Raw genomic sequence first — 16294 nt, 5'->3', positions numbered from 1 at the left:
CGGCCGAGGCGCGGATCTCCGCGTGGACTCCCTCGGCCGTCGCCGGGCACACGGCGTGCCGGGCGGTCACGCGCCCGTCTCGGCGCCCTCCGTCGTCTCCCGCGCCGCTTCGCCCGGCACGACGTAGAAGACGGACGTGCCCTGCTTGGTGCGCTGCGCGCCGTTCCTCGCCACGAGGTTCTCCAGCGTGGTGCGCACGACCTTCGCCTGGATCCCCCGGCCGGGGTACGCCTTGCCCAGGGCCTCGCTGATCTCCGCGGCGGAACGGGGCTCCGTCTGCTCCGACAGGTGCCGGCGGACGAGTTCGACCAGGGTGGGCTGAGCTTGCTCGGAGGGGGCCGTGTTCGTGGCCGCGGGCTTCCCGGCGGACGCCTTCTTCACCGCCGCCTTCCTCGGCGCCGTCTTCTTGGCCACTGTCTTCCTGGCCGCCGTCTTCGTGGCCGTCGTCTTCGTGGTCGTCGTCTTCGTGGCCGCCGCTTTCCTCGCCGCGGGCTTCTTGTCGTCGGCGGGGCGCGTGCCGCCGCTCTTCTCGCGCGGGGCGGGTACGACCGCCCGCCCGCCAGGCGCGGCGAGGCCGAGTGCCTGCCGCATGTTCAGCAGGATGGCGTGGTCGTGCTGAAGGGTGGTCAACTGCTCCTGGAGCACGGCGATTTCAGCCGTGATACGTTCCTGCTCCTTGAGGTTGTGTTCGAGGTCGTTGGTCACCTGACTGACGTACTGTGAGGTCAATTCGGTGACGGGCCCGGCGCTTTCCGGCATCAGTTCCTCCGCTCCTGACGGTGCGACACCTGGATGATACGGGTGGGTCGACCCGTTTTCACCGTGGGTGACGGCGGCAGCGGCCGACCGGCAACCCCGCTCCCGGCCGCTACCGGGCGCGCCAGCATACTCGCCCGCGAGCGGTGTCGTGGCCGGTGGAACAGGTGTCCGGACCGGTGCCCTTCGGTGCCGACGGTCCCGGGCGGCCCGTCCGGACCCGCGCCCCGGGTCCCGGCCGGTCGCTCAGGGCCGGCACCCATGGATCTGGCTCCCCGCGCTCCCGTGCACACGGCACTCGACGCCCATGTGCTCGTGGACGGGCGGAGGGTGCTCGGCTGCGGCGAGGTCTGGCGGGACGCCGAGGAGGACGAGGCCGAACTGGCGCGGATCATCGTGGCGCCCGGGGCCCCCGGGACGAGGCTGGGCTGGCCGCGTGCTCGTCCAGGGCCTGCCCGCCCGCGCCGTCCGGGCCGGGTTCACGGATGTCCACATGCGGGTGCACCCCCGGCACCGACCGCGCGCTCCGGTGCTACCTGGGCGCCGGGTTCCGTCCGGTCGCCCCCGGACCGGCCGCGAACCGGAACACAGCCCAGCCGGTCGACTACGTCTGGCTCCGGCACCACTGCGACGCCCCGCACCACTGACCGCGTCCCGCGCACCACCGACTCCGTTCCCTGTTCACACTTCCTGTTCACACTGATGAACTGCGCACACATAGGTGTACACCGTCGAGTCCGGTGTGCAAGGCTCGGTCAACTTCTTGCGTGCACAGTGGAGTTGGAGGGCGAGCATGAGCGTTTCCCGGCGTGCGTTGCTGGCCACGGCGGCCGGCGCGGCGGCCGCAGGGGCCTCCGCGGTACCGGCCGCGGCGGCGCCGGACCGGCAGCCGTCAGGAGCGGTTCCGCGGACACTCGGCGCGGCGGCGGACTACGCCGTGCGGAAGCTGCGTACCGTCGCCCCCGGGGTGACGGGCTTCCCGGTCGGGACCAGGTTCGAGAAGTGGACGTACTCGCGCGACGGGGACTGGGTCGGCGGCTTCTGGCCCGGAACACTGTGGATGGCCTGGCTGTACAGCGAGGACGACGCCTTCCGCGCATGGGCGGTGGAGTCGGCGCGCGGCCTCGCCCCCCGCCAGTACGACACGGGCACCCACGACCTGGGGTTCCTCTTCTACCCGTCCTGGGTCACCGCCTGGCGCCTGACCGGCGACGACGAGTGGCGGACGGGCGCGGTCCGGGCGGCCGGCTCCCTGATCCGGCGGTACAACCCGCGCGGGAAGTTCATCCGGGCCTGGGGCGCGCTGACGGACCCCGCCAACGCGGGCCGCGTCATCATGGACACGATGATGAACCTCGATCTGCTGGCGTTCGCGAGCCGGCAGACCGGCGACGACACCTACCTGGACATCGCCGTCGAGCACGCGAGGACCGCGCAGCGCGTCTTCCCCCGGCCCGACGGATCCACCCCGCACGTGTTCGACTTCGACCCGGACACCGGCGCCCCCCTCGGCCCGAACACGGTCCAGGGCTACAGCCCCGCCTCCTGCTGGTCGCGCGGACAGGCCTGGGGCATCTACGGTTTCACCACGATGTACCGGCGGACCGGGCACACGGAGTTCCGGGACACCGCGCGCCGGCTCGCCGACTTCGCCATCGCGGCGCTGACCCCGGACCATGTGCCGGTGTGGGACTACCGCGCGCCGCAGCAGCCGCACGACGTCAAGGACGCCTCCGCCGGCGCCATCATGGCGTGCGGCCTGCTCGACCTGCACGCGGCCACCGGCAGGCACACCTACCGGGAGGTGGCGCTGCGGCTGCTCACCGCGCTCGCCGACACCTGCCTGACGAGGAACTCGGCCCGCGCCGACGCGGTCGTGGCCCGCTGCACCCGCAACCGGCCGGCCGAGGACGGCATCGAGGTCTCCCTTCCCTACGCGGACTACTACTTCCTCGAAGGCATCCTGCGCGTGCTGCGGCCCGACGCCGTCGACCGGGCGATCGACCTGTCGCAACCGGCGTGAGCCGGCGACGCTGCGACCTGTGAACCGCCCTGCCGGGGGATCTCCGGGACGCCGCCGGCACCCCCGCCGGCGGCGGCTCGGCAGCCGCCCCGGTGCCCCCGGCCACGGATGTCCATATCCGTGGGTTGCCTGTCCCCATGGACATGGTGCCGCCCGGCCCCGCCGGACGACACTGAGGTCACGGCGCCCTGGGCGCGAACGACTGGCAAACACGAGGTGCAAAGATGGCTGACGAGTCCGTGGCCGGCGGAGTCACCGTGCCCGACACCAAGCTCGCCCGGGAGGCGACCCAGCTGGTGCGGGACGAGACGAGCGACCTGATCTACCACCACTCGCGCCGCGTCTACCTGTTCGGCGCCCTGCAGGGCCGCCGGCGTGACATCGGCTTCGACCCGGAACTGCTGTACATCGGCGCCATGTTCCACGATCTCGGCCTCGGCACGCGCTTCCACGGCAGCGGCCGGCGCTTCGAGGTCGACGGGGCGGACGAGGCCCGCCGGTTCCTGCGGGACCACGACGTGCCCGAGGACAGCATCCGCCGCGTGTGGACGGCGATCGCCCTGCACACCACACCCGGCGTCCCCGAGTTCATGGAGCCCGAGGTGGCGCTGGTGACCGCCGGTGTGGAGTACGACGTGCTGGGCATCGGATACGACGACATCGCCCCCGCCGACCGCGCGGCCGTCGTCGCACTGCACCCCCGCCCCGACTTCAAGCGGCGGATCCTCGACGCGTTCACCGAGGGCATCCGTGACAAGCCCGAGACCACGTTCGGCAACGTCAAGGCCGACGTCCTGGAGCACTACGTGCCGGGGTTCGAGCGGGGGGACTTCGTGCGGACGATCCTCGAGTCGCCGTGGCCGGAGTGAGCGCCGCACACCCGCGGCACGTCGTGGCCGTGCTGGCCTTCCCCGGTGTCCAGCTGCTGGACGTGGCGGGACCCGCGGAGGTCTTCACGACCGCGAACGTCTACGGAGCCCGGTACGACGTGCGGATCGTGTCCGCCGCCGCCGGGCCCGTGACCACCTCCGCCCGGGTACGCCTGGACACCGGCGGCGGCTGGGAGGAGCTGCCGGCGCGGCTGGGAACGCTCGTGGTGCCGGGCCGGAGGGACTGGCGCGCGGCCGTCGCCGACCCGGCGCTGGTGGCCGGGACGGCGGCACTGGCCGGGCGGGCGCGGCGCGTGGCCTCGGTGTGCGCGGGCGCCTTCATGCTCGCCGAGGCCGGGTTGCTCGAGGGGCGGCGGGCCGCCACGCACTGGCGACTGGCCCGGGAACTGGCGCTCGCCTATCCCGGGGTCACCGTGGAGACGGACGCCCTGTTCGTCCGGGACGGCGACGTCGTCACCTCGGCCGGGGTGACCGCGGGCATCGACCTCGCCCTGGCCCTGGTCGAGGAGGACCACGGCCCCGGAGTGGCCCGCGAGGTCGCGCGAGAGCTGGTCGTGTTCATGGCGCGCCCGGGCGGTCAGTCCCAGTTCAGCGCGCGCCTGACCCTGCGCGAGTCCACGCACCCCGCCGTCCGGCGGGTCATGGACGCCGTCGGCGCGGACCCGGGCGCGGACCGGGACCTGACCGCCCTGGCACGCCGGGCGGGCGTCAGCGTACGGCACCTGAGCCGGCTCTTCCGGGCCCACACCGGGATGACGGTCGGGCGCTACGCCGAGTCGGTCCGGCTCGAAGCGGCCCAGGCCCTCCTGGAGGCGGGCGACGAGCCCGTCGACACCGTCGCGGCACGGGCCGGCTTCGGCTCGGCGGAGGCCATGCGGCGGGCCTTCCAGAACACGCTGGGCATCTCACCGACGGTCTACCGGGCCCGCTTCCGCACGACCGCGCCCGGCGGGAGCCGTGCCCGTACGACCGTCCCCGGATGAGCCGTGGAACCCTGACGGGACACCGGTGCCGGTGGGCGTCCCGCCGGCGCCGGGCCGCCCGGACGGCGCCTGCCGCCTCGAACGCCGGCCGGGGCGGGGCGCGTTGTCATCATCCCCCGGATCGCGGGTACGGCCGTCGTATGGCCTTGCGCACCGACGTCCCGCCACCCCGGGAACCCCTGCCGCCGTCGCCGGTGGGGGGCGCCCGTGGGTGAGGCGCTCGCGCTGGCCTCCGCGCTCTGCTTCGGTGTCACCCACTTCGTGAACGGCCTGGTCGCGCGCCGGAGCGACGGCATCACCGTGGCCCTCCACGCACAGCTCGCCGGGACCGCGGTCGCGGTGGCGGCGGCGTTCGCGTCCTCCTCCGGCGGCGGGGCGGCCGGCGACTACTGGTTCGGGGCCCTGTCGGGCATCGGCACGGGCGTCGGGACCGCGTTCCTGTACCGGGCGATGGGGCAGGGACAGATGAGCGTCGTCGTCCCGGTCAGCGACGTGGGGGCCGTCGCCCTTCCCGTCCTGGCGGGCGTGGCCCTCCTCGGGGAACGGCCGGCCGCCGTCGCCTGGGCCGGGATCGCCGTCGCCGTACCGGCGCTGTGGCTCGTCGCCCAGGCCGGGGGACCGGGCACGGGCCGGCACGGCGCCGGGCCCGCCGGGCCGGTGACCGCCGGCGTGCCTGCCGCGCTGGCCGCGAGTGCCGGCTTCGGGGTGCAGTTCGTGGCGATGGCACAGGTGGGGGCCGACGGCGGCCTGTGGCCCGTCGTCGTCAGCCGGGTCGCGTCCGTGGCGGTGATCGCCGCGGTGCTCGCCCTGTACCGGTCCCCGGTGACGCTGCCCGGCAGGCTCACGGCGGTGGCCGGCGCGGGCGGTGCGGTCGGGACCATGGCCATCCTCCTCTACCTCGCCGCGACGCGGCACCAGCTGATGGCCGTGGCCACCGTGCTGTCCGCGCTCTACCCGGCCGTCCCGGTGCTGCTGGCACTGGCCTTCCTGCACGAGCGGCTCACCCGCCGGCAGACCGTCGGACTGGTGTGCGCGACCGCCGCCGTCTCGCTCATCGCCCTGCGCTGAGCACCGGGGCGGACAGCCCCGCCACGGGGGACCGGCCCGGCGGACCCGCCGGTCGCCGGGCCGCGCGTCCCGCGGGACCCCTTAGTCGCCGTGGGGGGCCCTGGGGGCCGTAGGGGTGTCCCGCGTCATCGGCGCCTGCCTAGCCTCCGACAGCGGAGGGGAAGCGGACCGGAAACCGTCCGGAGGCGATCCGCACGGCCGAGGCCCTCACTTCGATCTCGATCGGATGGCGCGCTGGTGAACAACGAAGAGCAACTGCTCGACTACCTCAGGCGGACGACCGCGGATCTGCGCGAGGCGCGGCGACGGCTGCGCGAGAACGAGCAACGCGCACACGGCCCCGTCGCCGTCGTCGGCATCGGCTGCCGCTACCCGGGCGGCGTCACCACCCCCGAGGAGCTGTGGGAACTGGTCGCCGCGGGCACCGACGCGGTGTCGGACTTCCCCGCCGACCGCGGCTGGGACGTGGACGCCCTGTACGACCCCGACCCGGCGCGGCCCGGCAGGACCTACGCCCGCACCGGCGGATTCCTCTACGACGCCGCCGACTTCGACCCCGACTTCTTCGGCGTCAGCCCCCGCGAGGCCCTCGCCATGGACCCGCAGCAGCGGCTGCTGCTGGAGACCTCCTACGAGGCCTTCGAGCGGGCCGGCATCGTCCCGGCCTCCCTGCGCGGCAGCCGCACCGGCGTGTTCGCCGGCGTGATGTACAACGACTACGCCACCCGCCTCACCTCCGTACCCGACGACCTCGACGGCTACCTCGCCAACGGAAGCGCCGCCAGCATCGCCTCCGGACGCGTCGCCTACACCTTCGGCCTCGAAGGCCCGGTGGTCACCGTCGACACCGCCTGCTCCTCCTCCCTGGTCGCCCTGCACTGGGCGGTGCGGGCGCTGCAGTCGGGGGAGTGCTCGCTCGCCCTGGCCGGCGGTGTCACCGTGATGTCCACACCGGAGACGTTCATCGACTTCAGCCGGCAGCGCGGACTCGCCCCGGACGGCCGCTGCAAGGCGTTCGCGGCCTCCGCCGACGGCACCGGCTGGGGCGAGGGCGCCGGCATGCTGTTGCTGGAACGGCTCGCCGACGCCCGGCGCAACGGGCATCCGGTGCTCGCCGTGATCCGGGGCAGCGCGGTCAACTCCGACGGCGCCAGCAGCCGGCTGACCGCACCGAACGGCCCGTCCCAGCAGCGGGTCATCCGGCAGGCGCTGGCCGGTGCGGGGCTCACCGCCGCCGACGTCGACGTGGTCGAGGCACACGGCACCGGCACCTCGCTCGGCGACCCCATCGAGGCGCAGGCGCTGCTCGCGACGTACGGCCGCGAACACCCCGCCGACCGGCCGCTGCTGCTCGGCTCGGTGAAGTCCAACCTCGGGCACACCCAGGCCGCGGCCGGTGTCGCGGGCGTCATCAAGATGGTGCTGGCCATGCGGCACGGCGAGGTGCCGCCCACCCTGCACGTCGACGCCCCCACGGACCAGGTCGACTGGGACGCGGGCGCCGTCGAACTGGCCCTGGAGCGGCGCCCGTGGCCCGCCACCGGACGGCCCCGCCGCGCCGCCGTCTCCTCCTTCGGCATCAGCGGCACCAACGCGCACGTGGTGCTGGAGGAGGCACCCGCCGACGCGCCTTCCGGCGACGTGGTGTCCGCCGACCCGGCTTCCGCCGACCCGGCTTCCGCCGACCCGGCTTCCGCCGACCCGGCTTCCGCCGACGCGACCGCCGCCGAGGACGGTGTCGACTCCCCCGCACGAGAGGGCGGTCACGTCCCCTGGATCGTCACCGGCCGCACCCGGCAGGCCCTCGCCGCCCAGCTCACGCGCCTGCGCGACCACGTCGACGCGCGCCCCGGCCTGCGCCCGGCCGACCTCGGGCTGTCGCTGGCCACCACCCGCGCCCACTTCGAGCACCGCGCCGTCGCGGTCGGCCGGGACACCGGCGAACTGCTCACCGCGCTCGCCGCCGCGGCCCCGCTCACCCCCGTCGGCGGCAAGACGGCGTTCCTGTTCACCGGCCAGGGAGCGCAACGCCCCGGCATGGGCCGGGCCCTGTACCGGGCCTTCCCGGTGTACGCCGAGGCCTTCGACGCGGTGTGCGCGCTCGCCGACCGGGGCCTCGCCCGGCCACTCGCCGAAGTGATCGACGCCGACGCCGCGTCGCTGACCCGTACCGACTACGCGCAGACCGCCCTGTTCGCCACCGAAGTGGCCCTGTACCGCCTCCTGGAGTCCTGGGGCGTCACCCCGGATTACGTCGCCGGGCACTCCGTCGGCGAACTCGCCGCCGCCCATGTCGCCGGGGTGCTGTCCCTGCCGGACGCCGTCCGGCTCGTGCTCGCCCGCGGCACCCTGATGGCCGCCCTGCCCCCGGGCGGCGCCATGGCCGTGCTGCGCGCCGGTGAGGACGAGGTCGCCCCCCACCTGGACGACCGGGTCGGCCTCGCCGCCGTCAACGGCCCCCGGTCGGTGGTCGTCTCGGGCACCGAGGAGGCCGTCGACGCCCTCGTCGCCCGCTTCGGGAAGGGCAAGCGGCTGACGGTGTCGCACGCGTTCCACTCGCCGCTGATGGAGCCGATGCTCGCCGACTTCGCCGAGGCCGCCGCCGCGTGCTCCTACTCGGAGCCCCGCATCCCGGTCGTCTCCACGCTCACCGGCGCCCTCGCCGGACCCGGCCTGCTGACCACCCCGGACCACTGGGTGGACCACGTCCGCGGCACCGTCCGCTTCGCCCCCGCCCTGACCGCCCTGCACGAGCTGGGCGCGCGCAGGTTCCTCGAAGTCGGCCCCGACGCGGCCCTCACCGCCCTGGCCGCGGACTGCCTGCCCGAGGACAGCGTGACCGTCGCCGGGCTGCGCCGCGACGGCGACGAGGAACGCGACCTGGTCACGGCCGTGGCCCGGCTGCACGCGGCCGGCACCGCCGTCGACTGGGCGGCGTTCTTCGCCCCGCACGGAGCCCGCCGCACCGAGCTGCCCACCTACGCCTTCCAGCGCGAACGCCTCTGGCTTGAGGCCGCCCCGGCCGGCAGCGGCGACGCCGACGGCCTCGGCCAGAGCGCCACCGGGCACCCGCTGCTGAGCGCCGCGACCGACCTGCCCGACACCGGGGGAGCGGTCCTCACCGGCCGGCTCTCCCTCGCCTCCCACCCGTGGCTGGCCGACCACGCCGTCCACGGAACCGTGCTGCTGCCCGGCACCGGCTTCGTGGAGATGGCCCTCCAGGCCGCGGAACGCACCGGCTGCGCCACCGTCGAGGAACTCACCCTGCACGCCCCGCTGATCCTGCCCGAGCAGGGCGCGCTCGCCGTACAGGCCGCCGTCGGGCCCGAGCGGGACGGACGGCGGGAGCTGACCGTGTGGTCCCGCCGCGCCGACGGCCCCGACACCCCGTGGACCCGCAACGCCGCCGGCGTCCTCAGCACCGCGCCCGCCGACGCGGCGGCCCCGGCCGGCCTGCCCGAATGGCCGCCCCGGGACGCCGAACCCGTCGACCTGGACGGCCTCTACCCGGGGCTGGCGCGCACCGGTTACGGCTACGGCGAGGTCTTCCAGGGCCTGCGCGCCATGTGGCGCCGCGGCGACGAACTGTTCGCCGAGGCGGCGCTGCCCGAGGGCGCCCGCGCCACCGCCGCCGCGTTCGCCGTCCACCCGGCGCTGCTGGACGCCGTCCTGCACGTCAACCTGCTGGACCTGCCCGGCGGCCAGGCGGTGCTGCCGTTCGCCTGGGGCGGTGTCACCCTGCACGCCGCGGGCACCGACACCCTGCGCCTGCACCTCGCCCCGTCCGGTCCCGAGGCCGTCACCCTCACCCTCGCCGACGCCGCCGGGGCGCCCGTCGCCACCGTGCGCAGCCTCGTGGCCCGCCCCGTCTCCGCCGAACAGCTCGCCGGGGACGGCGACGACCCGCTGTACCGCGTCGACCTCGTCCCGGCACCGGTCCCGGCGGCCACCGAGGTCCCGGCGCTGGCGGTGTGCGGCTTCGCCGGCACCGGCTCGGGCGACGGCGAGGCGGCCGGCCCGGGCCTCGGCGCCAGCGGCACGGGTGAGGTGGCCGGCGGCGCCCACGACGCCGTCCCCGACGCCCCCCGCCACCCCGACCTGGCCGCCCTCACCGCCGCCGGTCCCGTGCCCGGCCTGGTCGTCCTGCCCGTACCGGCCGCCCCCGCCCCCGTGCCGGACCTCCCCGTCCTCGTCCGCGACCGCGTGAACGCCATGCTGGACACCCTCCGGGCCTGGCTCGCCGACGACCGCTGCGCCGGCAGCCGGCTCGCCGTGCTGCTGCGGACCGGCGACCTCACCCACGCCCCGCTGTACGGACTCGTACGCGCCGCCCAGGCCGAGAACCCCGGCCGGTTCCTGCTGGTCGACAGTGACGGCAGCGCCGCCCCGGGCCCCGCCCTCGCCGCCGCGCTCGCCGCCGGTGAGCCGGAGGTCGCGGTGCGGGACGGCGAGGTGCGGGTGCCCCGGCTGGCCCGCGCCAAGGCCGGCGAACCGCTCGTCTGGGACCCGGACGGCACCGTCCTGATCACCGGCGGCACCGGCGGCCTCGGCGCGCTGATCGCCCGTCACCTGGTCAGCGAGCACGGCGTACGGCACCTGGTGCTGGCCGGCCGGCGCGGCGCGGACGCCCCCGGCGCCGCCGAACTGCGGGACGCGCTCGCCCAGTCGGGGGCCGAGGTGACCCTCGCCCGGTGCGACGCCGCCGACCGGGACGACCTGGCCGCGCTGCTCGCCGCGCATGAGGTGCGGGCGGTGGTGCACGCCGCCGGTGTCGTCGACAACGGTGTGCTGGCCACCCTGGACGCGGACAAGGTTGACCGGGTACTGCGGCCCAAGGTGGACGCCGCGTGGAACCTGCACGAACTGACCCGCGACACCGGCCTGTCGGCCTTCGTCCTGCTGTCGTCCACCGCCGGTCTGCTGGTCGGCGGCGGCCAGGCCAACTACGCCGCCGCCAACACCTTCCTCGACGGCCTCGCCGCCCACCGCCGTTCGCTCGGCCTGCCCGCCGTCTCCCTCGCCTACGGACTGTGGTCCGGCTCCGGCGGCATGAGCGCCGGCATCGACGCCGCCGACCTGGAACGGCTGCGCCGGCTCGGCCTGCCGCCGCTCACCCCGGCCCAGGGACTGCGCACCTTCGACGCCGGCCTCGGCGCCGAGGACGCGGTCCTGGTGCCCGTACGCCTGGACGCCGCCGCGGTGCGCGCCCGGCCGGACGGCGTACCCGCCCTGCTGCGCGGCCTGGTCCGGCCGGCCCGGCGGCGCGGCACCGAACCCGCCGCGGGCACCCCCGCCGGCTCCTGGCGGGAGCGGCTCGCACCGCTGCCCGACGCCGACCGGGACCGCGCCCTGCTGGAGCTGGTCCGCACACACGTCGCCGGCGTCCTCGGGCACCCCTCGCCGGAGTCGGTCGACCCCTCACGCGCCTTCCAGGAGATGGGCTTCGACTCGCTCGCCGCCGTCGAACTGCGCAACCTCCTCGCCGGCGCCACCGGCCTCACCCTCCCGGCGACGCTGGTGTTCGACCAGCCCACCCCCCACGCCCTCGCCGCCCACCTCAAGACCGCGCTCGTGCCCGGGCCGGCCGACCAGGCCCGCTCCGCGCTGGCCGAGCTGGACCGTCTCGAAGCCGCCCTGCACGCCCTGCCCGACCAGGACGGCAGCCACGGCCGCGTCACCGCGCGCCTCGAAGCGCTGCTGCGCGGCTGGCAGGACAGCCACGCGCGCCAGACCGAGCCCCGGTCGCCGGCCGACGTCCGCGACGCCAGCGACGAAGAACTCTTCGCCAGGATCGACAACGAACTGGGAGCCCTGTGATGGAAGACTCGGCCACGGCCGGCAAGCTCCGCGACTACCTCAAGCGGGCCACGACCGAGCTGGAGCGCAGCCGCCGCCGCGTACGGGAGCTGGAGGAGCAGGACCACGAGCCCGTCGCCATCATCGGCATGGGCTGCCGCTACCCCGGCGGCGTGCGCACCCCCGAGGACCTGTGGCGCGTCGTCGACGAGGGCATCGACGTCGTCACCGAGTTCCCGGCCGACCGCGGCTGGGACGTCGAGGCGATCTACGACCCCGAGCCCGGCGCCCCCGGCAAGACCTACGTCCGCCACGGCGGCTTCCTGCACGACGCCGCCGAGTGCGACCCGGCCTTCTTCGGCATCAGCCCCAAGGACGCCTCCGGCACCGACCCCCAGCAGCGGCTGCTGCTGGAGGTCACCTGGGAGGCCTTCGAACGGGCCGGCATCGACCCCACCACGGTGAAGGGCACCCCGACCGGCGTCTTCGTCGGCCTGATGCACCACGACTACATCGGCGGCACCATCTCCGGCAGCATCGTCTCCGGCCGCATCGCCTACACCCTCGGCCTGGAGGGTCCCGCGGTCACCATGGACACCGCCTGCTCCTCCTCCCTGGTCGCGCTGCACTCGGCGATCCAGTCGCTGCGCAAGGGGGAGTGCTCCCTGGCCCTGGCCGGCGGCGCCGCCGTCATGGCCAGCCCCGAGATGTTCATCGAGTTCAGCGAGCGCCGCGCGCTGTCCCCCGACGGCCGCTGCCACTCCTTCTCCGACGACGCCGGCGGCGCCGCCTGGGCCGAGGGCGCCGGCATGCTGCTGGTGGAACGCCTGTCGGACGCCCTGCGCAACGGCCACGAGGTGCTGGCCGTCGTCCGCGGCTCCGCCGTCAACCAGGACGGAGCCTCCAACGGACTGACCGCGCCGAGCGGTCCGGCCCAGATCCGCGTCATCCGACAGGCCCTCGCCGACGCGCAGCTCGCCCCGCACCACATCGACGCGGTCGAGGCGCACGGCACCGGCACCACGCTCGGCGACCCCATCGAGGCGCAGGCCGTCATCGCCGCCTACGGACAGGAACGGCCGGAGGGCCGGCCCCTCTGGCTCGGCTCCATCAAGTCGAACATGGGCCACCCGCAGGCCGCCGCCGGCGTCGGCGCCGTCATCAAGATGGTCATGGCGATGCGCCACGGCACCCTGCCCCGCACCCTGCACGTGGAGAAGCCGTCCACCGCCGTCGACTGGAACGCGGGCGACGTCCGCCTGCTCACCGAGCCCCGCCCCTGGGAGACCCCCGACGGCCGCCCGCGCCGCGCCGGCGTCTCCTCCTTCGGCATCTCCGGCACCAACGCCCACACCATCCTGGAGGAGGCGCCGCCCGCCGCGACGGACGGGACGCCGCAGGAGCGGGCCGCGCTGCCCGTCGTGCCGTGGGTGCTGTCCGGCAAGGGCGCCGACGCCGTCCAGCGGCAGGCGGAGCGGCTGCTCGCCGCCGCCGGTGACCTCGACCCGTACGACGTCGGGTACTCGCTGGCCACCACGCGCACCGTGTTCACCCACCGGGCCGCCGTCACCGGCCGCGACCGGGACGAGCTGCTGGCCGCTCTGCGCGCCGTCGCCGACGGCAGCCAGGCCGCCGTCGTCGCCCCCGAACCCGGCCGGCTCGGCGTGCTGTTCTCCGGGCAGGGCTCCCAGCGGCCCGGCATGGGCCGCACCCTGCACGCCGCGTTCCCGGTGTTCGCCGCCGCCTTCGACGAGATCTGCGCCGCCTTCGACGCCCACCTGGACCGCCCGCTGCGCGAGGTGATGCACGACGAGGACACCGACCCCGCCCCGCTGCACCAGACCGTCTACACCCAGGCCGCGCTGTTCACCTTCGAGACCGCCCTGTACCGGCTGCTGGAGCACTGGGGCGTCCGCCCGGACCTGCTCGCCGGGCACTCCGTCGGCGAGGTCGTCGCCGCGCACGTCGCCGGTGTCCTGGACCTGCCCGACGCGGTCGCCCTGGTCGCCGCCCGCGGCCGGCTGATGCAGGAACTCCCGGCGGGTGGCGCGATGGTGTCCCTGCTGGCGACCGAGGCCGAGGTCACGCCGCTGCTCACCGACGGCGTCGACATCGCGGCCGTCAACGGCCCGCGCGCGGTGGTCGTCTCCGGTGACGAGGAGGCCGTGGCCGCCGTGGCCGCCCGCTTCGACAAGACCAGGCGGCTGACGGTGTCGCACGCCTTCCACTCCCACCGCATGGACCCCATGCTCGACGCGTTCCGCGAGGTGCTGGCGGGCCTCACCTTCCACGAGCCCCGCCTGCCGGTCGTCTCCAACGTCACCGGCCGCCTCGCCGACGAGCTGACCTCGCCGGACTACTGGGTGCGGCACGTCCGCGAGGCCGTCCGCTTCCACGACGGCGTCACCGCGCTGGCCGCCGAGGGCGCCACCCGCTTCCTGGAGGTCGGCCCCGACGCGGTGCTCTCCACCATGGCGCAGGACGTCGTACCGCACGTCATCGCCACCCAGCGCCGCGACCGCGCCGAGGACGCCGCCCTCGTCGACGCCCTGTGCCGGCTGCACCTGACCGGCACCGGCCCCGACTTCAGGGCCGTGTTCACCGGGGGCCGCAAGGTCGACCTGCCCACCTACCCGTTCCGCCGTGACCGGCACTGGGAGGACGCCCCCATCCTCCAGGCCGAGCGCGCCGCGGCGGCCCGCGCGGCCACGGACGCCGCCGACCCGTTCTGGGAGCTGGTCCGGGAGCAGGACGTCAGCGCCGTCGCCGCCACGCTCGGCGTCACCGACGAACCCTCCGTCGCCGCCGTCGTACCCGCCCTGGCCGCCTGGCACGAGCAGCGGCAGGCCAACGCCGCCGCCGACGGCTGGCGTTACCGCGTCGCCTGGGAACCGCTGGCCCCCGCCGCCACCCCCGCGCTCGGCGGCCACTGGCTGGCCGTCGTCCCGGAGTCCGACGACCCGTGGACCACGGCCGTCCTGACCGGGCTCGCCGATCAGGGGCTGCGCGTCGACACCCTCACCGCACCCGAGACGGCCGGCCGGGCGGAGCTGGCCGCGCTGCTCGCCGGCCGGGGCGGCGTCGACGGCGTGCTGTCCCTGCTCGCACCGGCCGGCCCGCTCACCGCGACGGCCACCCTCGTACAGGCCCTCGGCGACGCCGGGATCACCGCCCCGCTGTGGTGCGCCACCCGCGACGCCGTCGCCCACGGAACGACCGCCACCGTCAGCGGCTTCGCCCAGGCCCCGGTGTGGGGCCTCGGCCGGGTCGCCGCCCTGGAACACCCCGACCGCTGGGGCGGGCTCGTCGACCTGCCCGCCGAGATCGGCCCGCGGACCGCGGCCCGGCTGGCCGCGCTGCTCGCCGACGCCGGCGGCGAGGACCAGGTCGTCGTCCGCGAGTCCGGAGCCTACGGCCGCCGGCTGGAGCACGCCCCGGCCCGCGCCGGCGCCCCCTGGAAGCCGTCCGGTACGGTGCTCGTCACCGGGGCCACCGGCGCCGTCGGCGCGGCCGTCGCCCGGTGGCTCGCCGCCGAGGGCGCCGACCACCTGCTGCTGACCTCCCGCCGCGGCCCCGACGCCCCCGGCGCCGCCGACCTCGTCCGCGAACTCACCGACGCCGGCACCCCGGTGACCCTCACCGCCTGCGACGTCGCCGACCGCACGGCACTGGCCGCACTGCTGGACTCCGCACCGCGGCAGCACCCCCTCACCGCCGTCGTGCACCTGGCCGGCGTCCTCGACGACGGTGTCCTGGACGCGCTCACCCCGGACCGGTTCGCCGGCGTCCTCGCCCCCAAGGCCGACGCCGCCCGCCACCTGCACGAACTCACCGCGGACCGGGACCTGTCGGCGTTCGTGCTGTTCTCCTCGCTGACCGCCACCGTCGGCGGCGCCGGGCAGGCCAACTACGCCGCCGCCAACGCCTTCCTCGACGCCCTCGCCGAACACCGGCGCGCCGCCGGACTGCCCGCCACCTCGATCGCCTGGGGACCGTGGGGCGGCGACGGCATGGCCGCCCACGGCACCGTCCGCTCGGCCGCCCGCGCGATGGGCATGTCCCTCCTCGACCCCGGCCGCGCGCTGACCGCGCTGCGCCGCGCCCTGGACGGCGGCGACACCACCGTCACCGTCGCCGACGTCGACTGGTCCGCGTTCGCGCCCGCGTTCACCGCGACCCGGCCCAGCGCCCTGCTGTCCGCGCTGCCCGAGGCGCGGCGCGGCACGGCCGGGCCCGCCGAGCCGGGCGCGGCCGACGGCTTCGCCGAGAAGCTGGCCGGCCTCACCGGCGGCGAACGCGAGCGCGCGCTCCAGGAGCTGGTGTGCGGCCAGGCCGCCGCGGTCCTCGGCTACGGCGGCGCCGACGCGGTCGAGCCCACCACCGCCTTCCGCGACCTCGGCTTCGACTCGCTCACCTCCGTCGACCTGCGCAACCGGATCAGCGGTGCCGCCGGGGTGCCGCTGCCGGCCACGCTCATCTTCGACTACGCCACCCCCGCCGCCCTCGCCAAGTACCTGGGCACCGAACTCGCGGGCGCCGACACCTCCGTCGACTCCGTCCTCGCCGACCTCGAACGGGTCGCGGCCCGGCTCGGCGACCTCACCGCCGAGGACCTCGAGCAGGGGCGGATCACCGCCCGTCTCCAGGCGCTGCTGGGCGACCTGAACAAGACCCTCGGCCAGGACGCCGCCGACCTCGCCGGGCGGCTGGAGGAGGCCTCCGCCGACGACGTCTTCGCCTTCATCGACAACGAGCTCGGCTCGGCGTGACCCCACCCT

Annotated in this window: 7 protein-coding genes; 6 read left to right on the top strand and 1 reads right to left on the bottom strand. The window is 75.8% G+C overall.

Annotated elements, in window-relative coordinates; all coding sequences use genetic code 11:
• Positions 1–66 precede the first annotated feature (66 nt).
• Complete coding sequence (locus LG395_RS20125; RefSeq protein ID WP_308071279.1) at positions 67–705, bottom strand: hypothetical protein; 639 nt, start codon at positions 703–705, stop codon at positions 67–69.
• An 844-nt stretch (positions 706–1549) separates the two neighbouring features.
• On the opposite strand from LG395_RS20125, the gene LG395_RS20120 reads away from it, so the two are divergent.
• The 6 genes from LG395_RS20120 (at position 1550) to LG395_RS20095 (ending at position 16285) form a co-directional block, all read left to right on the top strand.
• Positions 1550–2779, top strand: coding sequence for a glycoside hydrolase family 88 protein (locus LG395_RS20120; protein ID WP_225810725.1), 1230 nt, complete (start codon positions 1550–1552; stop codon positions 2777–2779).
• Positions 2780–3003: 224 nt separating this feature from the next.
• On the top strand, positions 3004–3648 hold the full coding sequence (locus LG395_RS20115) for an HD domain-containing protein (protein ID WP_171159151.1): 645 nt from the start codon (positions 3004–3006) through the stop codon (positions 3646–3648).
• A 23-nt stretch (positions 3649–3671) separates the two neighbouring features.
• The gene (locus tag LG395_RS20110; protein ID WP_225810814.1) at positions 3672–4652 is read left to right on the top strand and encodes a GlxA family transcriptional regulator; all 981 of its coding nucleotides are present in this window, start codon (positions 3672–3674) and stop codon (positions 4650–4652) included.
• Positions 4653–4859: 207 nt separating this feature from the next.
• Positions 4860–5720, top strand: a complete 861-nt coding sequence (locus tag LG395_RS20105) for an EamA family transporter (RefSeq protein ID WP_225810724.1) — start codon at positions 4860–4862, stop codon at positions 5718–5720.
• Between the two features lie 237 nt (positions 5721–5957).
• On the top strand, positions 5958–11537 hold the full coding sequence (locus tag LG395_RS20100) for a type I polyketide synthase (protein WP_225810723.1): 5580 nt from the start codon (positions 5958–5960) through the stop codon (positions 11535–11537).
• Positions 11537–16285: a type I polyketide synthase gene (locus LG395_RS20095; protein ID WP_225810722.1), complete on the top strand. Its 4749-nt coding sequence runs from the start codon at positions 11537–11539 to the stop codon at positions 16283–16285. Before LG395_RS20100 ends, LG395_RS20095 begins: the two co-directional genes overlap by 1 nt.
• Positions 16286–16294 lie beyond the last annotated feature (9 nt).

This window comes from Streptomyces spinosus (assembly GCF_020400655.1).
GTDB classification, from domain to species: Bacteria; Actinomycetota; Actinomycetes; order Streptomycetales; family Streptomycetaceae; genus Streptomyces; species Streptomyces argyrophylli.
This window is presented reverse-complemented; position numbering and strand designations above follow the sequence as displayed.